Origin of the sequence: Burkholderia sp. NFPP32 (assembly GCF_900119325.1) — a bacterium.
Taxonomy (GTDB): Bacteria; Pseudomonadota; Gammaproteobacteria; order Burkholderiales; family Burkholderiaceae; genus Burkholderia; species Burkholderia pyrrocinia_C.
Genome location: NZ_FPJP01000043.1, coordinates 1 through 21,715 on the forward strand (window position 1 = coordinate 1; position 21,715 = coordinate 21,715).

15 protein-coding genes and 2 pseudogenes are annotated in these 21,715 nt (G+C 56.8%); 7 read left to right on the forward strand and 10 right to left on the reverse strand.

Going from position 1 to position 21,715, the window contains the following annotated elements; all coding sequences use genetic code 11:
- A partial coding sequence (locus BT264_RS35880) for a transposase (RefSeq protein WP_143156765.1) occupies nt 1–214 on the forward strand: 214 nt, incomplete at its 5' end.
- A 186-nt stretch (nt 215–400) separates the two neighbouring features.
- On the opposite strand, the gene BT264_RS35885 is transcribed toward BT264_RS35880, so the two are convergent.
- On the reverse strand, nt 401–1,423 hold the full coding sequence (locus tag BT264_RS35885) for an IS30 family transposase (protein WP_072445331.1): 1,023 nt from the start codon (nt 1,421–1,423) through the stop codon (nt 401–403).
- Between the two features lie 129 nt (nt 1,424–1,552).
- Complete coding sequence (gene nagA / locus BT264_RS35890) at nt 1,553–2,656, reverse strand: N-acetylglucosamine-6-phosphate deacetylase (RefSeq protein ID WP_072445332.1); 1,104 nt, start codon at nt 2,654–2,656, stop codon at nt 1,553–1,555.
- Nucleotides 2,657–2,764: 108 nt separating this feature from the next.
- Here nagA and BT264_RS35895 point away from each other — a divergent pair, with 108 nt between their 5' ends.
- Nucleotides 2,765–3,631, forward strand: a complete 867-nt coding sequence (locus tag BT264_RS35895) for a LysR family transcriptional regulator (protein WP_072445333.1) — start codon at nt 2,765–2,767, stop codon at nt 3,629–3,631.
- A 202-nt stretch (nt 3,632–3,833) separates the two neighbouring features.
- On the opposite strand, the gene BT264_RS35900 is transcribed toward BT264_RS35895, so the two are convergent.
- The 3 genes from BT264_RS35900 to BT264_RS38870 form a co-directional block, all read right to left on the reverse strand.
- Nucleotides 3,834–5,540 carry a M36 family metallopeptidase gene (locus BT264_RS35900; protein WP_072445334.1) on the reverse strand — a complete coding sequence of 569 codons (1,707 nt, stop codon included), beginning with the start codon at nt 5,538–5,540 and terminating at the stop codon, nt 3,834–3,836.
- A gap of 360 nt (nt 5,541–5,900) precedes the next feature.
- Nucleotides 5,901–6,914 (reverse strand): fatty acid desaturase family protein, encoded by a 1,014-nt coding sequence (locus BT264_RS35905; protein ID WP_072445345.1) that lies wholly within the window; start codon nt 6,912–6,914, stop codon nt 5,901–5,903.
- Between the two features lie 66 nt (nt 6,915–6,980).
- Nucleotides 6,981–8,012, reverse strand: coding sequence for a GNAT family protein (locus BT264_RS38870; protein WP_143155833.1), 1,032 nt, complete (start codon nt 8,010–8,012; stop codon nt 6,981–6,983).
- Between the two features lie 621 nt (nt 8,013–8,633).
- Here BT264_RS38870 and BT264_RS35920 point away from each other — a divergent pair.
- Nucleotides 8,634–9,725: a lytic polysaccharide monooxygenase gene (locus BT264_RS35920; protein WP_083534398.1), complete on the forward strand. Its 1,092-nt coding sequence runs from the start codon at nt 8,634–8,636 to the stop codon at nt 9,723–9,725.
- Nucleotides 9,726–9,836: 111 nt separating this feature from the next.
- On the opposite strand, the gene BT264_RS35925 is transcribed toward BT264_RS35920, so the two are convergent.
- From BT264_RS35925 to BT264_RS35935, 3 genes are all read right to left on the reverse strand, one after another.
- Nucleotides 9,837–11,135, reverse strand: coding sequence for an SGNH/GDSL hydrolase family protein (locus BT264_RS35925; RefSeq protein ID WP_177318452.1), 1,299 nt, complete (start codon nt 11,133–11,135; stop codon nt 9,837–9,839).
- Nucleotides 11,136–11,247: 112 nt separating this feature from the next.
- Nucleotides 11,248–13,164 carry a collagenase gene (locus BT264_RS35930; RefSeq protein WP_371287144.1) on the reverse strand — a complete coding sequence of 639 codons (1,917 nt, stop codon included), beginning with the start codon at nt 13,162–13,164 and terminating at the stop codon, nt 11,248–11,250.
- Between the two features lie 1,057 nt (nt 13,165–14,221).
- A protein-coding gene (locus BT264_RS35935; RefSeq protein ID WP_110281471.1) for an IS3 family transposase occupies nt 14,222–15,309 on the reverse strand; the annotation gives its coding sequence in 2 pieces (ribosomal slippage) (nt 14,222–15,048 and nt 15,048–15,309; 1,089 coding nt in all).
- Between the two features lie 64 nt (nt 15,310–15,373).
- Here BT264_RS35935 and BT264_RS35945 point away from each other — a divergent pair.
- A pseudogene (locus BT264_RS35945) lies at nt 15,374–16,284 on the forward strand (IS3 family transposase); the annotation flags it as partial.
- Nucleotides 16,285–16,362: 78 nt separating this feature from the next.
- On the opposite strand, the gene BT264_RS35950 reads toward BT264_RS35945, so the two are convergent.
- Entirely contained in the window at nt 16,363–17,658 is a 1,296-nt protein-coding gene (locus BT264_RS35950; RefSeq protein ID WP_072445341.1) for a tetratricopeptide repeat protein, read from the reverse strand.
- A gap of 393 nt (nt 17,659–18,051) precedes the next feature.
- On the opposite strand from BT264_RS35950, the gene BT264_RS35955 reads away from it, so the two are divergent.
- From BT264_RS35955 to BT264_RS38875, 3 genes are all read left to right on the forward strand, one after another.
- The gene (locus BT264_RS35955) at nt 18,052–18,873 is read left to right on the forward strand and encodes a DUF2968 domain-containing protein (protein ID WP_072445342.1); all 822 of its coding nucleotides are present in this window, start codon (nt 18,052–18,054) and stop codon (nt 18,871–18,873) included.
- Between the two features lie 254 nt (nt 18,874–19,127).
- The gene (gene aqpZ / locus BT264_RS35960; protein WP_072445343.1) at nt 19,128–19,883 is read left to right on the forward strand and encodes an aquaporin Z; all 756 of its coding nucleotides are present in this window, start codon (nt 19,128–19,130) and stop codon (nt 19,881–19,883) included.
- Nucleotides 19,884–21,041: 1,158 nt separating this feature from the next.
- Nucleotides 21,042–21,230 (forward strand): hypothetical protein, encoded by a 189-nt coding sequence (locus BT264_RS38875; RefSeq protein ID WP_143155834.1) that lies wholly within the window; start codon nt 21,042–21,044, stop codon nt 21,228–21,230.
- Between the two features lie 179 nt (nt 21,231–21,409).
- On the opposite strand, the pseudogene BT264_RS35970 reads toward BT264_RS38875, so the two are convergent.
- Nucleotides 21,410–21,715: pseudogene (locus BT264_RS35970) on the reverse strand (IS5/IS1182 family transposase); the annotation flags it as partial.

The window sequence follows — 21,715 nt, forward strand, 5'->3', positions numbered from 1 at the left end:
GGTGATCGCGCTTGAGCGAACCAAGGCGCAAATCCGCGCGCGAGTCGAGCATCCGTTTCATATCGTCAAGAACCTGTTCCGTCATCGCAAGGTGCGCTACAAGGGACTGCTCAAGAACACGGCGCAACTGTTCAGTCTGTTCGCCTTGGCGAACCTGGTGATCGCGCGAAACCGGTTGCGCTCGGTTCATGGGAGCAGTCCGTCATGTGGGTGAAGGATGCGAGAAATGAGGTGCACATCCGGGTCAAATTCAACCGAGTTGGCGGCGCTTCACTTCCGCATCCGCAAATTCCGCACCAGTGCCATCGACAACCTTGCGGGATGGCCTATTAATCAGTGTTTCCTTAGTGGAATTTCCATGGATTGGCGGTTTCAAGGACGAAGTGCAACACCTCGCAGGTTACTGAACAGGAACGCTATCCGTGGGGTTAGCCAGGACCTGAGCAAGGATTTGCAAAGGCGTGTGCCAGTTCAGTGTGGCACGCGGTCGTGTGTTGAGGTTCTCAGCAAACGCATCGAGGTCGTCTTGAGAGTAGACGGACAGATCCGAGCCCTTGGGCAAGTACTGGCGCAGCAGGCCGTTGGTGTTTTCGCACGTGCCGCGCTGCCAAGGGCTATGCGGATCGCAGAAGTAGACACGCACGTTGGTCGCAGCACTCAGTTCGGCATGCCGAGCCATCTCGCGCCCCTGATCGTAGGTCAGCGTCTGGCGCAGTGGTTTGACGAGCGATTGCAATTTGGTCGTGAAGGCGGCCAGCGCCGACGCGGCTGTCGCATCGGGCATCTTGGCCAGCAGCACGGCGCGGCTCATGCGTTCGACGAGCACGGCCACCGACGACTTGTTGCCTGCCCCCTTGATGAGGTCGCCCTCCCAGTGGCCGGGCATCAGACGATCGTCGATCTCAGGCGACCGCACATGGATGCTGATCATGTCGGCAATCGCGCTACGCCGATCAGTGCCGCGCGATCGCGGCAGGCGTTTGTTGCGGTGCTGGCGCAGACAGGCAATCAGTTCGCGGCGCAACTCGCCGCGAGGCTGAGCATAGATGGCGTTATAAATCGTTTCGTGAGACACGTTCAGGCTCGGATCGTCGGGAAAGGTGCGTTTCAGGGTAGCCGCGATCTCCTGCGGCGACCACTGGCGCTCGCGCAGAAGCTGACACACGACATCCCAGAGAACCGAGTCGGGGGCGAGCTTCTGCGTCGGCCGAGCGGCTTGCCGCCGAGTGTTGCGGCACGCTTGGGCCAGACGCGGGCAGTACAGTCCGTTGGACTGCGCGTTGCGTGCAAGCTCCCGGCTCACGGTCGACGGCGAGCGGTTGAGCTTGCGGGCGATCGCTTGCACGCTCAAGCCTTCGTCTCGCCAGAAGTCGATTCGCATATGTTCTTCAGGTTGTAGTTGTTGATACGTTCTCTTTGCCATTCTCGGACATTACCGGATGGCGAGAGTGTTGCAGTTCAGATTTGAGGCCGCCCTGCTTATGGCGAGATACAGTCAGGGATGAGAGTGACGTCAGCTTAATGTTGCGGATTCAACCCGTGAATTTCAGGATCAGATATCTATCGAACGGCCTTCAATCCAGACTTCCTCGATATTCAATTTTGGGTCGAGAACGACGTAGTCGGCCCATGCGCCCGACACGAGGCGCCCCCGATCCTGTAACCCAAGGAAGTCCGCCGGATATCTGGAAACGCGGTGCGACGCATCGCGGACAGGCATGCCGAGAGACACGAGATTTCTCAATGCCTGATCCATCGTCAGCGTGCTTGCGGCCAGAGTGCCATTTGATAGTCGAACTCCGGAAAGGCCATGTTGTTTAAATACGCGCTGTGTCCCCAGCGAGTACTCGCCTGCGGGCATGCCGACGGCTGAACATGAGTCAGTGACGCAGTAGAGCTTCGGGATAGCGCGGAAGGCTGCCCTGACAGCTGCGGGGTGTACGTGGAGCAGATCGGGAATCAGCTCGGCGTACTCGGCGTGAGCCAAAGCCGTTCCGACCAGTCCCGGAGCGCGATGATGCAGGGCGCTCATGGCATTGAACAGATGCGCGAACCCGCTCGCGCCGCATTGAAGGGCGGCGATTCCTTGTTCATAGGTCCCCTTCGAATGCCCCAGCTGGACCCGGACTCCCCGCTGGACGAGCGTTCGGATGGTTTCGAGATGCCCTTCGATTTCCGGCGCGAGCGTAACCAATCGGACGGTGGCGAGACCGAGAAGTTCTTCAATTTCCGCCAGAATCGCTGGTCGCGCGTGCGGCGGCTGGGCACCCAACTTATCAGGGCTGAGGAACGGTCCTTCCAGATGTACGCCGAGCAACCTTGCGCATTGGAGCGGGCGGATCTTGCGTTCCACCGCCCCAAGCGCGGCCGTTGCCCTGCGAAGCTCGTCTTCTGGCGCCGTCATGGTTGTCGCAAGAAAGGCGGTCGTCCCCGTCCTCGCGTGTGTCGCGGCGATCACATCTGCGGCGTCCTTGCCATCCATGAAATCGAAACCGCCAGCACCGTGGACGTGCAGGTCGATGAACCCGGGTAAGACGTACCCCTGGCCCGGAATGGGAGAATCGCAAGGTTCTGCATCGATGCCCGCGATGATGCCGTCGGCGCTGGATTCAATCGTTCCGAGCGCCCAGCCTGTCGCTGTCAGGATGTTTTTCATTCAATTTGCCAGATGGCTCTCCGTCGGAAACTGGACTGGAGCGAATTAGACTTCGTTGATAATCATGTGTCCAATGACATTTTTGGGGTGCTGTGATACGTTGTGCGCATGGAAATCTCTCTGCTTCGTTCCTTTCTCGTGCTTGCGGCGACTTCGAATTTCGGCAGGGCGGCGGTTGTCCTGAATCTCTCCCAACCAGCGCTCAGTCGGCAGATCAACAGGCTCGAAGAGGAAATCGGAGGGCTGTTGTTTTCCAGAGGGCGGAGGGGCGCTCAGCTGACCGAGCTTGGCCGAATCTTCACGGTCGAAGCGCGGCAGTTCGTGGAGCAGCACGATGCCCTTCTCGAGCGCGGGCGTCAGATTGCCACCGGAGAAGTGGGCGAACTGCGTATCGGATTCGGATTCTGGGCGATCAACGTGGTTACCACGTCGGTACTGCGTTTTCGGCACCAGTATCCTGATGTCCGGATTCGACTTGAGGATCTGTCTTCTGCCGATCAGGCCAGGGGGCTCGCGGATGGCTCGCTCGATATCGCGTTTATGCGACTGACGAAGGACAAGACGTTGCTGCAATACCCATTGGCGGCGGATTATCCGGTGTTTGTCTTGCCACGCGACTTCCCGATGGCGGATCGCATGGTTTCGATGAAGACACTTTACGATCAGCCGTTTGTCTTGATCGCCCGTGATAGAGCCCCTGATTTTCATAAAGCAGCCATGGACCTGTTCGAACGCTATGGAGTTCGTCCGAATCTGGTTCAGGAAGCCAGCGAGTTTTATTCGGTTCAGGCTTTGGTTACAGCGGGGCTGGGTGTTTCGCTTATGCCAGCATCGGCGGTCAAACTGTCAATTGCGGGATTGCGCTTGCGATTTGTTGCTGCAAGTAAGCAAAAATGGGAGCTTGGCGTAGCGGTCAGGAGGGAGCAGCTTCCGGCGCCAGCGAAACGATTCCTGAATCTGCTCGGTATCGATTGATCGGAGGTTGTGCGGATATCGTTCGTTGTGGAACCTGAATGGCGATCACGTGGGTATGCGAACACGATCGAAGCGAATGCGCCGGTTTGATCGCGCTCGTGTTACACCGGGAATGAAAAACAGGCGATTGCAGTGTTCCGCGGGACGAGAGTATTGGTTGTGGCGATTGCTGATCCATCGGCAATCGCCAGATGCGGCCGTGTTATGTTGACGACATCGGAATGCTTACATCATATGTACAGCTATTGTTGTATGCATTCGCGATCGATTCAATCTGGAATTTGCTATACCCCATTTTAACAGCTGCAATAACAACTGCCTGTGCTGCTGCTTTCTGATTGCTGGATGCATTGGTCATCGAAATGCCTTTTAGAAATGCCTTGTCCATCGCTTTTCCACCAATCGCGTCACGAGCAACCAGATTGCATGAGGCCCAATATTGACCGGCTTGATGAATCGATGAGCTGCGTACGCTGGTCGGGTAGGTGCGACCGATGTGCCAATTGGTAGTGCGGCCAGACCAGAATTCATTGTGGCCATCCCAGTTCATGACCCAGTTGTATTGGACATCGGTACTGCTCCATTGTTGGAAATCGCGGCTATAGCCTGCAGCCAGATAATCTCCAACGCCTTCGGATAGCCCTTCTATTTGCGACAGGTTTCCGTTTGTCAGCCAGTCGTGCAAGCCATGACCTAGCTCATGGATAACGACGTCCGCATCTTCCGCGTCATCAACTCCGCCCTGGCCAAACGCAAGTTTGCCGATCGATGGCATGTAATGCGAGTTGTCTGCGCCGTCGAGTCCATGCGGATCATATTGAACCCCGCCGGAGTATTGGTATGGCATTGCCTGGATTCCGAGAGCTTTATTTACGTAATGCAAATAGCTGTTCAGATGATAGTAGGCATTGACGGCCTCAAAATACTTGTTCGATCGATCAAAATATAAAGACTTCTCCGTGGAGACTGGGCATGCGTTGTCGCGAGGCGTTTCAAAATCAATGCATGTTGCGTAAGGTCCGGAAAGCTTATAAAGGCCTTTGGATAGAGATAGCGGGAATATGGCTGGGAATTGAGCTGCGTGCAACTGTGGGCTACTTGCGTCGTTATCGTCCTGATAGCCTGAGGAACCATAGCTGCTTCTGGTCGGCGATAGTGGATCTGGATTGAAAATAAGACCTCTTCCCTTTAGACCCAACGATCTATCCACGGCACGTAGTACTTCTCCGCTGGCTGCGTCGATCACTACCTCCCAATCGCCTTTGGGGCCATCTTGCGCAACCGCGCGTATTTGCCATGCTGCATGCGTGCCAGTTGCGTCGACAAATGCGATCTGCCGAGTATCGGTATGGCTAAAAGCGCTACTGCCCAGGTAGGATCGCGTGCGATCCAACGCTTGTTGCTGGTCCACTGCGAACAATTTGGTCGAAACTGTTTTTGCTGCTGGAACCGTGTCGTTTGCGACATACAGAATTTGCCCATCTGACGCAACCGTGACAGCAATGTTGCTCCCATATACGGGAAAGCCGCTGACTTGCTGTTGAAAGCGAACGATGGCGAAGTCGCCGTCTTCTCGTTGAGCTGTGACGATGAGATTGGTGGCATCGGTATCGGAAAGCCCCAGTTGCCGGGCACGGGTAAGGACGAATTCGCGGGCCATGGATATGTTGTCAGCTAGCTTTGCCCGGAATGCGGGCGCACTCAGCATCATGGCCACGCCATCATGCCGGTACTGGCCGTCGATCTTGTCCATTAGGACCGGGGGCATGCGCTCTCCGCGGACCAATCCCACCTGCTTGAGTTGATCCTGGTTCAGACCCATTTTCGAACCGCCTGCAGCGGGTGACACAAGGGAGCATAGAATCGTGAACCGGAGCGCGAGTATCAGGGGCTTGGGAATGGTACTCATATTTCCTTCTTGATAAAATATTGGAAGTACAAATAAATATCAGAGATGAGTGTATTGTGTAATGTATTTGTAAGAATAATTCTTCTAATTTGGATGGAACGCGTGATCCGGAGTTTGTTGAATCGAACAGTGACGATCCCGGAATGGCAGGATGCGGGACTTCCTGGTTCGTCAACGAGATCTGTTTTTCCAGAAACCTGGGTTTCGCAGGTCGATGTTCCAAACGTCGTTACTCGGTAATGTTCGCGTTCTTATCCTGCCGCTCGGCAGTTTGCTCGAGTCACCACTCATTTCCACCGGAGGATCGTGCCAGTGAATTCCGGTCTTCAATATGAACAGAATGCTCCAGAATTGCAGCGTTCACACGCTGTTATTCGAAACATTTGTCGTATCGGCGCCGTGTCTTTTGTCGAAATAATGCCCCATCAGGTGCAACAGGGGGCGGCGCCGATTGATCAGTGAGAACGACCACTCGTTCATTTGCCGGGTACTCCGGTCATGGGCTGCCAGCAGGTCCTGGGCGCGCCCCAACTGATGCCACGAGAGCCACGGAAATGCGTGGTGTGCGACATGAAGATTGAAGTTGAGAATGATATAGGTCGACCAAACTGGCAACGAGCCGCAACTGTGCGACACCACGTCTTGTTCCCATAGGGGCGGGCGTTGTGCGTCGACGGGGAGGAGCGGAATTTCGGCGTGGTGCGGCAGGTTTAATAGCTCAATCGCGATCAGCATCGCGATCCAGAGTGGCGCGGCGAACAGGATGAGATTGAGCGCAACGTGATGCATGACGGCCAGAAGGTACACGGACAGATAGCCAACAAGATACAACGAAGCGAAGCGACGTTCCCGCTTCGACTGCATGGAACGCGGGCCGTTTCTTTTCCGCTCGAATGAGAGGAGCCAATGACGGATGAAATGGTTGAACGCCATCATCGGAATCCAGTGTCGCCACGCGAACTCGAGTTTGCCAGCTTCCTTCTCGGACATCACCGAGAATTTTTCGATCATCCCTTTGTTCTCCGGATCCCGGATGGGGTGCGCGGTCCATGCATGGTGCGCGAGATGGCTTCGTCGTCTTGGCAGGAAAGGCAACCCGATCACCCATCCGCAAAAATGGCCGATCGCGTCGTTGAGTAGCCGATGCCTGCAGACGCTCGTGTGAATCGCCTCATGCATGATCAGGTAGAGCTGGATCAGCGCGACCATTGCAAGCATCCACGCGAGAGGCTTGGCGATCAGGGGCGCTGCGATCCACAATCGCCAGGCCGCACCGAGTATCGCCAGATCGGCAAACCATAGCGAAACGGTCCGGATGCCTTGGGTATCGCGTGGCAGCTGCGAGCTCATTTCGAGCCATTCGTCTTTTGTCATGTTGAAACCCGCGTTAATGTCGTGAGTGAGCATATGATGCCGCTCGCATCGAATTTGTCGATAAGGTCAGGCGAGCAACTCGATGGCGATCTGCCGATACGCATCGTCGAATGCAGAAATTTCGGCATCGAAGCCGTTTCGATTGGGCGCATTGAAGGTGCACTTGACGAGCATTACACAGTCGTAGCGCATGCCGTTGTGCCAGTGCCACGCCGGCAGATAGGCCGTGATATCGAAGCCCATCTGGAGCATTGCCCGGATCAGGCGGATCTTGTCCGCGAGCACGATTTGTTTCAGATATCCAACGCTCTGATTATGTGCGATGAATGTGCGCACATCGCTTGCGACGTCATCTTGACTGAGCGTGTCGAGAGCAGTACGACGGCAGCATCCGACGGCGTTGGTCGGTTCGGCGCGGCTACCTTTCGCGGAAAGATCGATCAAGGACGCGTCGCCGGAAAAGAACTGGGGCGGATAGGGGCCGGGCCGATGGTGCAGCCCGAGCGGCGCATAGAGCTGTTCCTGGATGAATCGAGATCTTCGATACGTCATATGACGAGGAGAGACGTGAACGAACGAACGGGTCTCGAGAGGCGGGTGGATCGCTGTGAGGTGGTGCTCGCGGACACCGTGAGCCGTGTTCGGTCCTCCGTCGTGGCCAACCAGTACCGAGGGGACTGATTTCGAAAATGCCTTGTACGCGACCGTCGAACGCATGACGGCGAATACGAGTCCGGCCGGCCGGGACTGAAGGTTGGTAAGCCCGATCGACAGCAAGGTTGAAATTATGCCAGTGCGGTGCTGGTCGCGATCGACGGCGGCGTAACCAAATTCCGTCGCCCGGTTACACGTGTGATGGATCACGCTTAAGCAACCAACGATGCGATCGGCGACTTGTGCGATATACCAATGGTCATTTTGCTGGGCGATGGCGTCGCGGATATAGGCAGGATTCTGGCATGGGTGAGTACTGTCGCCATAGGTCGACCTGAACAAATCCGCAAGCGCAGGAGCGTCATGCGCCGTGCCGCGACGAACGTTGACGTTTATGTCCGGAAGCAAGGCAAGGTCGTCGGAATGCTCGACTGGTCTGGTCATAGGGTTGTGGCTGCAAGTAATGTTGAGATGTACGTTTTGAACCTGCGGAGCTCTGCATGGAAGCAATGAGGCGATTATGCGTCAGGAGGATTGATGTGGCATCGCGATGATGCTCTAAATTGTGACGTGAACTATTTAATTATATTGACGAGGCTATTGATCGATTGTTGGTTGTTCGTTCTATGGAAATGATGTGGTCATCCTGATGTCGAAACAATTGAGCTTTCTGAGAATGATTTTTGGGTGAATTGATCAATAATTGGTTGTAAATTAAATTGAGGTTGTGATTGTTTAGAGTGGTGGGTGGGGTGATATTTGTTTGTCTATTTTTTGGATATGTGATTGAATAATTTGTTGCAAGCCGGTTTCGGATATGAATCTTGTTGCTTCCTGTTGGAGACTGCAATTAGGAAGCTCCGTATGGTGGTGACGTATTCGATGTAGCGGGGTGGTGTGTTGCGGTTTTCGATATTCTGATTCCATCAATGCCGGTACGTACATGATCGGAGAAACATGCGAAATGGTATGGATTTTTCATGGAATATCCAGATTAAAATCGAAGTGGCGAGTATTTTTCCTTGGTGTTTTTCCGGAAATTGTTTCGTATAAGGAGATTGGGAAATGCGTTATTTAAATTTCATGACTGTGCGTGGTCGTTTCGCTAGATTGAGAACGGGGGTGAAAGCAGGCGCACATCTTCTTCCACTGATTGGCACGATGCTGATGCCACTTCACGAAGCCGCGGCGCATGGTGCGGTTGGTTTTCCGATTGCGCGGCAGTATGAATGCCGGTTGTCCGAGGATTACTGGAATGGAGCAGGAGGAATCAAGCATGACGATTGCCGTGCTGCATACGTGGCAGCTGGGAACTCGCCGTATCCGTTTCAGCAATGGAATGAGGTCTCCGCCAACCCTGTCGGACAAGGCGAGAATGTCGCGGATCTGATGAAAGCGGTTCCCGACGGGCTGCTCTGCGCGGGTGGTGACAGGGAAAAGAGGGGGCTCGACACGGCGACGAACTGGCGAAAGACGCGGGTCGTTCCGAGAAACGGGCGGATCGATGTGATCTGGGAGAATACTCAGTATCACAATCCGGCGAGGATGCGGATATACATCAGCAAACCGTCATATGTCCCGGCCCGGGCGTCATTGCGTTGGGAGGATCTGCAGACGATCTACGACCAGGACGCGCCGGAGCCGACGCCGGCGAACGGAGGCGGACATCTGCCTGGAACGATCGGCACGTTCTATCACTTGAGCGTGCCGATTCCGCCGGGACGAACTGGCGATGCCGTTATCTATAGCTATTGGCAGCGCAAAGATGCAGGGAATGAGGGATTCTTCAATTGCAGCGATGTGACAATCGCTCCCGATGAAGGAAGCTCGGGATTTCCATGGGTCGAGAATGGAGCGTATCCCGGGTCGGAAATGCAACCGGCGGCTTACCAACAAGTACGATTTCGCGTAATGGGTGGTGGCGCGCGTGGTGCGGAGGTTGTCGACTTGCACTATCCGATCACGACGCGAAATTCCGACGCGAAGGTATGGGCGACGGAGCTTGCGATCAGGTTGAACAGCCAGTATGCGGAGTACGTGCGAATCGGTGTGCGCTCGGCAGGCACGATCAGTTTCGATTCCAAAAATATTGCCGCCAATAAAGTATGGCTCAAGGCTGGTTATAGCAGCGCAATGAGCATAGTCGGCGGGAATTGATCGATTGCTCGATACGATCCAGAACGCCGCAGACCGTGCTGAAACATCGGGAATTGACTGCATCACGGCATCGGGCGTCGCGTGCGCAGTGCCACACGACGCCCGAGCACGTTAATGTTTGACGAATTCGCGGATGTGTTTAGCCAGTTTCAGCGCCAGCCATGCGTGCGTGCGAGTGCTTGGATGTAGTGTGTCCCAGAAGACGAAGCGTCCGGGATCCCGGCAATCGGCGCGTGGCGTTTGGGATCGGATATAGGAAAGCGAGGTGGGGTTGCGGATATCGAGGCACGAATGTGTGGCATCGTCGAATCCGTAGCGCTCCGGATTCGTCATCAAATCGTCAAATAGCGCGTATGCGTCGAAGATCTCGACATTGAGCGTTGCCCCATAGTAGGCGCGCAGTTCGGCGACGACCCCGATGAGAAGCTCGTTGAACATCCTGACCTCTCTCGCTACGCGTGCGGCGTCGTTCCGCGTGCTGAACACCGGTGCCCTGGATACGTCCGGTAAATTCAGTAGAACGATATGCTTCGCCCCTGACTGGGCGAGCTTGTTGAGACTGTCGCTTACGGCGCGTGCCGCTTGCTTGGGTGAGCGCCTATAGTTCACCAGGTCATTGCCGCCCGTGAGGACCGTGAACAGCGTGTTTTCCGGGCGATAGTCCGGGGCACGGTCCATGTATTCCCACCAGGATTTCACCTGCTGCAGGAGGCCTGGCACGACCAGATATTGATCGGTTGCCGCGCCTCCTATTGCCCAGTTATACATTGGCAAGTCGAGAGTCTTGGCGAGATACTCGACCCAGACCGGGCCGTCGCTGAATCGCCCCATATGCCAACTGGAATCGTTCGGTAGCTTCCATTGGCTCGCGTTGAACATGTTCTGGGTGTCCGAGAGGCTGTCGCCGAATACAATCAGTTTGTTGATTCTGTGGTCTTGTTGGGAGCTGTCGAACGTCCAAACGGTGTAGTTGAACGAGAACTGATTATTGGCGGCGAGCGCCTGTGTGACGTCTCGCTGGATACCGTGCGAATCGAGCGTCTTGCGGCACACATCGAGAAGCATCTCCTGAGACGTCGCGCTATAGAACATGTTTTTCCAATGCGTAATGCCGTCCGCCCACCAGTAGCCTGGGACACGATACCAGTCGCCGTTACCCGGATTCCGAGCCCATATGTACGTACCCCGGGGTTTTAGCGGATTGTCGCTGATGCGATACCAACAACGCAAATAGGTATATGTATCGGATCCTTGGTCGGCGAGGTACGGCGTGGCCGGTGGTTCGGGCATGGCACTCGAGCTGATGTATGGGCCGGAAGGTGATAGCGTCATGTTGCCGGTTGGCGTCGGGAGTTCGTGGGATTGCGGAAATTCGCTGGCGAGCGCCGGGGCGGTCATGATGCCCAGCATGCCAAATGAAGCTATGAAACGAATGCGATTCGGACAGCGTATGGTACGCGCATGAGAAGTGCCATTCATTATTCGATAGACCTTTTGAGAGGGCAGAATGCCAGGGGATAGGTCAGTGCGTCGGGTAAGGGAACGGCAATTCTCCGGTGGCCGTCGCATACCGTGCCCACTCGATGAATTCCTGATCGTAATGGTGGGCGATGCGGGCAAGGTAATTTTCGTAACCGTCGTAATCGCCAGCACGGAACCGCGACACGATCGCATTGATGTCGTCGCGGTGACGTTCGAACATGAAACGCACCGCCATATAGCCCCAACGGTAAGCGCGCGTCACATAGTCGCTCGACGTATAGCGTGTTCCCAGGACATCGGAGAAACGGTAGGTGCCGGCGCGCACCGCTTCGATCGATTCTGGATTGTCGTTTCCCTTCGACAGATACTCCGCAAGGCCTTCTATCCACCAGACCGTGGGTGTTGTCGTGCTCTCGGCATAATCTCCCGCCAGGTTGTAGCGGCCATCAAGGTAATGGGTGAACTCGTGTTCGAGATTCCAGACCTTGAATTGCGGTCTCAGCCATGAGGCTTCGTGAGCAATGAAGCGGGCTTGATTGTCATTCACGGACGGGTTGCCTTCGAGATACATGCCACCGTTATCGGTATTGATGCCGTAAATGACCGATGCATATTTTCGATAGTTCGTGTAATTGTCGAAAACGACTAGTTCGATCGTCGTGTTGCGATCGCCGGGTACGGGTTTTCGAGCGGTTTGCAGCATTCGGTGGAAATCGGTCTCGTGCCGTGCGACCGCTGCGCAAATGGAGTGCATTTCATCGGGCGTCATGTCCTGCGCAAGAATGCGCACGCGCGCGTTGCACGCGTGGCGCTGTGTCAGCACCGCCGCTGTGAGCGCGTTTCTGTAGTCGCACACACCGTATTCCGCGCAATTGTCGCGATCGCCGTACTTCACGGCTTCCGCCGCCGCGAGCCACAGATCGCTGTCGGCTCCAGTCATGGTAGTCGATGCGAGCATCCGCTGAATCATGGGCTTGATGCGCGGACGCTGTAGCGGATAGCGCAGGAACCGGTAGGCTTCGCGTGCCGTATCCGCCAGTTGATATGCCGCGCTCGTATTCGAGAGGATCGCGCGATTCGCGGTGACGAAGCGCTCGAGCGTATCGGGAAACGATGCGTCGGTTTCCAGGGCCTTGCGCCCGTCGACGCGATGATGGGCATAGAAAAAAATCGTCAGTAGGCCAGTAAATGCTCCAGAAGTGCTCGGCTGCAACAGCGCCGCCGCCGCGTTCGGATTCGACGAGCTTGCCGTATACGCGATCACGCGCTGCTTGAGAGCCGGTAAGTAATAGGCCTCGTCCCGCATGTTCGTGACTAACTTCATGAGCTCGTTTGCGGTGCTCGGCGCGCGGGTATTTTCCCGATACAACGCGTCGCTCTCGAGACTGCGTCGAATGTACGGCCGCAACGAAACGACCAATCCTGGAATCGGGTCGACGAGACCGTTCGTCTCGTACTGGTAATAGGCCGATCGTAAGAAAATCAGCAAATTGACCAATGTCAGATTGCTGGCATCGTAGCGATGGAGTTCCTGTGTGAAGCGGCTGGCCATGGCATGCATGTTTTCGGCATTGAAGATCTTCGTTGCCGCCGGCCTGCCAGCCGAAAACAAACCGTAATGACACTCGTAATCGGGTAGGTTTGCGATATGATCGGCAAGCGCGACGCCATTGAATCGCGTCAGCGCATCGATATCGCGACAGCCGGTGCTCTCGGCATCGTGTTTGTTGCGCGTTGGCATCTGGCGAGGATGTGACATCGATAGCACACCGCGATCCTGCTGGCTGACCGGCAGGTTGTATGCAGCCTGTTGCGGTGAGAGCGGCATGCTTTGCGGTACGCGTGGCATTCTGGCCTGTTTTTCGTCGCTCGCCGGAGGATTGCCCCACGCGGTAGTGGATATGCATGCAAGCATGGCAATTGCAATGCATCCTCGACCAGCAAAGCGAAGAGTCATTATTATCATTGTCTCATAACCTTTCATAATCATTACATTAAATTTATATTGAATTGATCATGAAAGTCAATTGAATTTTGCGTGCGATACGATTGGTGAACGATCTTGTAAACTATTCTTCTGAATGGAAGGAAATTGTAAAAATTGACCGTTCTGCGAGATTGAGGGAATTCAGCTTCGGATTGTATGGATGCCTTCTGGGTGGAGGTGGGCCAGGCAAGATGCGGGCGGATCGTCTGCCTGCCACGCGAGTGTGAGCTGTTGCCGGGAAAGGAGCCAGGCGCGCCATCAGTTGGGCACACCTCGTTCGTCACGCGGCCGATAGTCACGCCAGATAGGTAACGACGCAGGCGAATGTGGCAGCAAGGCGATCAGCCATCGCGATTGCAGCCGGTGCAGGCCGATTGGTGCTGCCGCGATGCGGTGCCGTGCCACTGAACAGGAATGGAACTTTCGTCGGCACGCTAATTCGCGCGCCTGCATTGCACGAATCGGGTGCAGCAGGTGTAATCTCTCGCGAACTGCAATAGGGGGCGTGATGAGAATGACATTATCGGAATCCGAGTTGCCGATACTCGGTTTCCAGGATTTCGTGTTTATCGTATGTCATAAAATCGTTCGGTGGCTTTCCAGTCGGCCCGGTTCCTCGAGTAATCGAATTTTGTCTTTCTGGAGAGGCGACTGCTGCGTTGATCGCGGTCGCAAGTTCCAAGTAGTGTCGATTTGATGGTGTTTTCCGTCTGAGCGTTCGCGACGCTCACCGCTGTCGATAGTCCAACCGGCATTGCGAATCGTCGATTCACCCCGTACCCCAGGCATGTGAAAATCCAGGATCACACTTTATGAGTGATTGCGGGGCGCCGTAAATATGTGTCGACTGCCTGCCTTCCGACTGGAGCCCACATGGAGGCCTCTCGCAAGGCTTTGAAGAGCTTTGCGATCCTGCCTTTCTTGCCCCGTGATGTTTCGCATTTCCACGACATGTGGCGCACCGGCCTAAACACAAATCGTATCATTGGTAATCCCCCCCGCTTTTAACGCGAGACAGAAGTAGAGACTATGCTGCGGCCATGAGCCGCTGTTTCGGCGTCATGCCGCCCAGGCCCATGTTAGGGCGCTCGTGATTGTATTGCCACATCCATTCGGTCGCGAAGTGCTGCACGTGCGCGAGGTCGTCCCAGTAGTACGGAGACAGCCATTCATAGCGCGCCGTCCGATTGAATCGCTCGACGTAGGCGTTCTGCTGCGGCTTGCCCGGCTGGATGTAGTTCAACGCGATGCCATGCCTGGCAGCCCATTGCGTGATCGCCTCGCTCAGGTACTCCGGGCCGTTATCGCACCGTATCGCCAACGGCCTTCCCCGCCAGCCGATGATCTGCTCCAGGGCCCGGATGACGCACGCGGAGGGCAACGAGAAGTCGATCTCGATTCCCAATGCTTCGCGGTTGAAGTCGTCGATCACGTTGAACAGCCGGATACTTCGACCATCCTTCAACTGGTCGTGCATAAAATCCATCGACCACACCGCATTCACCGACGCCGGCACGATCAACGGCTCCGGCGCCTGCCGTACGAGCCGCTTGCGCGGCTTGATGCGCAGGTTCAACTCCAGTTCCCGGTAAATCCGGTACACGCGCTTATGGTTCCAGCCGAAGCCCTTCACGTTGCGCAGGTACAGGAAACACAGCCCAAAGCCCCAGTTGCGATGATTGTCGGTCAGCCGTAGCAGCCAGTCGGCAATCTGCTCGTTCTCCGCACTGCGCTGCCGCTCATAGCGGCAGCACGTCTGGCTTATGCCAAATGCCTCGCATGCAAGCCAGATCGATACACCCCGGCTCGCTACTGCTTCTCTGGCCATCTCGCGGCGCGTAGATGGCCTCAGTCTTTTTTTGCTAGCGCTTCCGCGACGATCTCCGCCTTGAGCTTCTCTTCGACGTACATCTTGCGCAGTCGCGCGTTCTCCGCTTCCAGCTCCTTCATCTTGGCCATCAGCGGCACGTCCATCCCGCCGTGCTTGCCGCGCCAGTTGTAGAAGGTCGCCGTGCTGATGCCCAGCTCCCGACAAATCTCCGGCACCGCCACACCAGCTTCCCCCCGCTTGAGCGCTTCCATGATCTGGCTATCCGTGAACTTCGACTTCTTCATTGCGTAGAACTCCCTTTGCTGGAAATTCTACTTCCGATCGCGCTTACTGGACGGGAGGATTACCGAGCGGCTCAAGCGCCTGATTGCCGAGCAATTGCTGGTCATCGACGGCCTGAAAGAATTCAGCCGAAAAAAATGAGCACCCCAACGGGCCGGCGCGAAGCGCTGGAAGCCCTGCCCCGGCGGGGGCCATCACAACGCAAGGCATGTTGCTATCTCGGGCTGAGTCGCCGGGTGGCAACCTATACGCTCAAGCTACCGGAGAAGGATCAGAGTCTGGGCGAGCGACTGATTGCGGCTGAACAGGAGGTGCCGCGCTTCGGCTACCGGCGGATGTCGGCCTAGCTTGCGTTGGGCGAATCGCGCGTTCGGCGAATGTGGCGAGCCTTGCAGCTCAACATTCCGCGGCGGCGGCCTCGCCGTCGTCGTTGTGGCAACGACATTCGCTTGCCCGGTGCGACACAACCGAATTCGGTCTGGAGCTACGACTTCGTGCACGACCAACTGGTCGATGGGCGAGCGTTGAAGATGCTTTGCGTGATCGATGAATATACCCGCGAGTGCCTGGCGATCGAAGTCGGTGCCAGCCTGCGGTCGCAGGATGTCATCCTGACGCTGTCGCGACTGATGCGGCTGTACGGCAATCCAGCGTTCGTTCGGTCTGACAACGGTGCCGAATTTACCGCTGCCAAGGTCATGCGCTGGCTCAGGGATACCGCAATCGGTCCGGCCTTCATCGCGCCGGGTAATCCGTGGCAAAACGGGTTTGTCGAGAGCTTCAACGGCAAGCTGCGTGACGAATTGCTGAATCGGGAATGGTTCCGCAGCCGTGCCGAGGCCAGGGTGTCCATCGAACGCTGGCGGCAGTTCTACAACGAGCGTCGACCCCATAGCGCGCATCGCTATCAACCTCCGGCCACGGTCCGTCGAGGCTGGTTGGATTCCGATAGTATCGACGCGAGACTCACTGCCTGATTGGTCACAAAATTCCGCCTCAGGTCACGGTCGACGAAGGCGGTTTCATGCTCATTGAGGGCGGGACGGCGCTTCAAACTACCGGCCGCCGCCGCATTCAACGCGCAGCCGGCCTTCCGATAACTCGTCCACTAAAAAGAACGGCAGGTTCAGTTCCCATTGCCCGCCGCGGACGATGGCGGGGTATGTCCACGGTCCCGCTTCACCACGCGATAGCTGCACGGATTCGGTGGCGCCGTCGGGCAATCCGCTTTGGCCAGTAATGCGCTGAAAGCTGGCATTGCTGCCGACGTGAAATTTCGCCGTCCGCCAGCGAATCGGCGGGTGACTGGGAAAGACGAGCGCACCGTGGAAGTCGAATAGCTCGTCGTGACTCAGAACACTATTGCGGACGGTTGGCCAAAAGGTCGTGCGGAGGAAATATTGGTCAACGAAGCGAGCGGGCCCCGTGTAATCGTGAACATATTGCCTGATCAGCGTGGCTATATCGGGAAACACACCGGTACAGCCTCCCCACATTCCCGCCAGCATTAGTTCGGTATGCGTGAAATAGTCCCGCATGTGATGAAACCAGCGATCACTTTCCAACCATTGTTGTACAGCAGGTACCTCGCGCTCGGACAAGAGCGCATCGGCGTCGCGTATCAGAAATCTTGACACGTCAGGATCCTCCATGACCAGGAATCGCCACATCACGGGGGGGATCGCGTCGCCGGCATCGCGTTTCATCTGGACCAGATCCGCGCCACCGTCGCGCAGTCGTTGCTGGACATGCAGCGGCACACTGTCATCGAGATAGATGCGGCAGGTCCATCCACTAAATAATTCGGCCGCCGCATGTATGTTCGCCACCGCACTTTCGCAATAACGAGGATCCGCGCCGAACAGGCTGTACGAGATGACATTTTGCTCGGGACGCGCCGGCTCGAATGCGGGTGGAGAACCATCTGGGAGTGGCCATTGGCGGCCGTTGCGAAACGCGGCATCCGCCCGCGTCAGCGACTCATTGCCGAACTTGCGCAGTTCGTCGCGCTTGTCCAGCCATCCGCATACCTCGGCAAGGCCATCCAGCCAGGTCGATGATGCCTGCTTCTGTCGATCGGGCGGGCTATTGTAGATTCGCATGTACACTTGGTAGGCTTGCTCTCGCTCGCCGGTGCGCATGAGGCAAAGTGCGTAGTCGCTGAGAATGGCCATATTGCTGGGCGTTTCGTGTAGCGCTTGCTCGGCCAGGGTTCGTCCTGTCGCATAATCGCCCTTGGCGAGCGCGGCACGAAAATCGGCTGCGAGTTCCAGCAGCCGCGCCTGCAAGCGTGCGACCGATTTGGCGGGGGTCAATAGTTTTTGTAACGGGCGAAAAGGTCGCTTTGCCATGCTGTTGCCTCTGCTGATTGTTGCGGTGCGTCAGGTTGCGCTGCGCGGGGCAAACCCCTTGCCGCGGAGGATGTCGTTCTCGTTTGAAGCGCGTGTAAGCTTCGGTAGGGACGCCTTCGCGACAGGGTGCTCGCAGCCGTTGTCTTTCTAGGCTGTCCGATATTTTGTGATACATAATATAGCTGCTAGCGGCTATATTACGCTCGTCGTTGTCGTTGTCGTTGTCGTTGTCGTTGTCGTTGTCGTTGTCGTCGTGGCAGAAATGCGTTTTCGATGTCGGCCACTTGCCGGGCGAATGCGCCCAGCGGATTTTCGGTCTGAATCACGTTGTTTACGATTGGCGAACTTCAAGTGCAATGAAAATCTTTCCAAGACACCTCTGGAGTTGACGGCATGTTCAATAAGTGGAAGCTTCGACGCATGGCACTGATCGCGCTGTGCTCGACCGGAGTGGCGCAGACCTCGCAGGCGCAACCGCTGCCGGACAGTGCCGCCGCCGCCGTGGATAATGTGAGGGGCGCCTTCGCCGGCCCGTCTGTCGCGCCGAATCCGCGGGTGGCTACGTCTTCCGGGGGCGCGCAGCTGGTGTCGCCGGCACTGCCACCGGAGCCGTCTGCATCGTTGACAGCCGACGAGGCGCAGCAATCGGCGGCTGGCAATGTCGCGGAGCTGCAGCGGATGATGGCCGGTACCGATTTACAGGAACTCCGCACGACCTACAACGGCAGTTATGGCGCGAGCTTGCTTTACTACGGCAAGGAAACGACCTACTACGTCGCGTTGTTCCAGCAGAAACATTTCTGGCGGGTCGTCAAGACGCAGGACGATATGCGTGCTGGCATGATCTACAAGGATTTCGCGGGTCAGACCGAACGGCTCGCGGCAATCGAAATTCGTCGTGCAACGCTCGATGCGGAGAAGGCACAGACCGAGCGGATGGTCGCGCTGGCGCAGGAGCGTGCGAATGCGCTTCAGGCCGATCTTGACAATGCACGCCGGCAACAAGCGATCGTGGCTTCCCAGCAAGAACAGGCGCGGGCTCAAGCTGCCGCGCTCCAGGCGGAGAACGTGGCGGCCCGGCAGCAACTGCGAGCGGCACAGCAGCGCGTACGTGATCTTGACAGGCAACTGGAAACAGGGATGTCCGACTCGTGTTCCACTCCGGGGCGGGCAGGATCGTCCCGGCGGGGCGATTGCCTGAAAGGCCGTCACTAGCAGTGAATCGCCTGCTGAAGGAGCTTGCGAACGAGACCCGATAATCGGTCCCGTTTTGTTTGTGCACCACGGAAAGTGGCGCGGGACGTGCTCGGCTCCCGGTAATGGTGGGACCCGCGACGGTGTATTCGTTCAAGTTGAATATTATTGAAATTCCACGTCGTTGCGTCTGTGTATGCTCTTGCGCTCGAAGGTGTGTGTTGAAACTATCCGATGCCGCCATACGCAACTTGACACTGTTAGAGCGACCTATCATGAAGTTATCGAATCGCCTCGCCGCCGAACTGCTCGGCACTTTCTGGCTTGTGCTCGGCGGGTGCGGCAGCGCCGTCCTCGCTGCCAGCTTCGCCGGCGCGAATCACGGCCTGGGCATTGGTTTCGTGGGCGTGTCGCTCGCGTTCGGGCTGACCGTTCTTACCATGGCCTATGCAATCGGTCACATCTCCGGTTGCCACTTGAATCCGGCCGTTACCGTCGGGCTGACCGTGGCTGGTCGCTTTCCGAGGCGGGATGTCGCGCCATACATCGCCGCGCAAGTCGTTGGCGCGGTGCTCGGTGCGTTCGTGCTGTCGCTGATCGCAACCGGCAAGCCGGGTTTCGACCTGGTCGCCAGCGGCTTTGCCAGCAATGGTTATGGCGACCGTTCGCCAGGCCACTATTCGCTGATGGCGGCGTTCATCTGCGAAGTGGTGATGAGCGCCATCTTCCTGTTCGTGATTCTGGGGTCGACCGACAGGCGCGCACCGGCAGGCTTCGCGCCGATCGCCATCGGGTTGTGCCTCACGCTGATCCATCTGATCTCGATTCCGGTGACGAACACCTCGGTCAATCCGGCGCGCTCGACGGGGCCGGCACTCTTTGCCGGCGGCGCGGCGGTTGACCAATTGTGGCTGTTCTGGCTCGCGCCGATGATCGGCGCCGCGATTGCCGGTGTTCTCTATCCGGCCATCGCGGGAGGCGCGCGTGACGAGCCGGACCGCGCATCTGCTGGGCATGCCACGACCCGGTAACGACAATCATCCATGCGGGCTGTACAGCGCCCGCATGCTGTTTCTTTCCGCGATAACGCGTCTGCTCCGAAGTCCCATCTGGCGTCCGGGCCGCCCCGGCGTCAGCGCTTCCTCAAGTTCGAGCGACGTGGCGATCCGAGTCAGCAAAAATTGCCCGCGGCTCGTTCCCGCGCGCCTCGCGCTCCCCGCGCGAGCGCCATGCCGCTTGCCAACCTCGTCCCAATTTCACCGTTCGCGTCGCGTGTGGTTTCGCATTCCGGTGATAAGTGACGCGTCAATTCGAATACAAGTCAAACCACTCAAGTACAGTGCATTACGGAAACGCCGATCAGCGGTCTCGTCGCCTGCGCGGCGGATGACGCGGATTGCAATGAGGTGTCCATCGGATGCCTTTTGCTGGTCTATCCAAGCACACGAGGAGTAACGCTTTTATAAAAGAAATCGTCAACTATTGACGCTGGAGCAATCATGAATGGTATCGAAGATCGCAACCCCCGCATGCCGCTCTCGAATGGCCATGGATCTTCGGGAAACGACGCTGCGAACGAGAATAGTTCGGGTACGAATCCGGTTCCTCATATCGAACGCTCAACGCGATGTCATGGCGCCTACCCTGAGGCACCTTGCGAAGAGAAGTAACGCCGAGGCGTTGGTTGGCCATCGAAACGAGCCGGGTGCCAGCCAGTCTCCGGCATTGGTCACCGGTAAAGATTTAACGCCAGATCGTGAGGTCGAAGCCAAGTTGTCGTGCCGACAGGGCCGATGGTTTATCGGCCTCGGGCTCGTCAATGCTGCGGGGCTCGCGGTAGGCGGGGTGGTCGGCTCGCTGGTCGCTCCAGGTGCGGGAACGGCGATCGGGGCCGGCTGCCGGCTCAGGCGCCGCGGTCCTCACCAAAGTGGCAGTGAGTGCCGCCACGCGCATGATTGAAAAAAAACTCAATGCGGACCACCCCTACTATCCCCGGACGGCGGATGCGCAACGGGCATTGGAAAAGTCGCTGCGCCCGCGTGTCGAGCAACATTTGACTCCAGATTGCCTTCGCTCGCCCGATGTATTAAGTAAATCTATGATGGGACGTTCCGCGCGATTGCGCCATCAAGGAGCTCACGGGCCACTCGATCTCGGTGCAATATGCGGTTAGGGATATTCAGGCTTTAGTGAAGGATAAGCTTTCCCTGTCGAAATCCATAAAGATAATCGGGCTTTTGTCGCAGGTGAAATGGGCGATCGATGCGCAGCATGATGGCATGCTTGATTTATTGTCGAGCTTGTCCGGGGGCGGGAAAAGCCAGGCGGCCGAATTGTTCGGTAAACTACGCGGATGGAAAACAATGCCGAATCCATGAACAATCTCGGAGCAGAAGTCGATCACCGTATATCAAATGTTTTTCGCCAGATTCTGGATCCGGATAAATACTCGAATTCTAAAGATGCAGAGCATGTGAGGGAGTATATTTTAAAAAATATTTGGCGAAGCTCGTTAGGTAGTCGGGCCTGAATAATTCGTTTTGTGCGACGCTGGCTGTTATGTCGCGACGACGGTAGCCGTCGAGCGGTTGAGCAAAGCGATCAGAACAAGGGCGTAAAAAAGCCTCAGCTTCCTGAGGATCATTCTCAGGTTGTGGCCGGCGCCGCACAGCACCGCGTGCATCGCATCGCCGAGCGCGCCTTTGAGCCAGTTCCGATCAAGTTTGCCGTCCGCCTTCATGTGACCGATGGCAGGCTCGATCGCGCTTCGCCTGCGAATCATCGCGCGCAGCCCTCGCGTGATACCGCGCCGCAATCCCGGGTGGTAGATCTTCACGCCCTCGACGGCGACACCCTTGTAGCC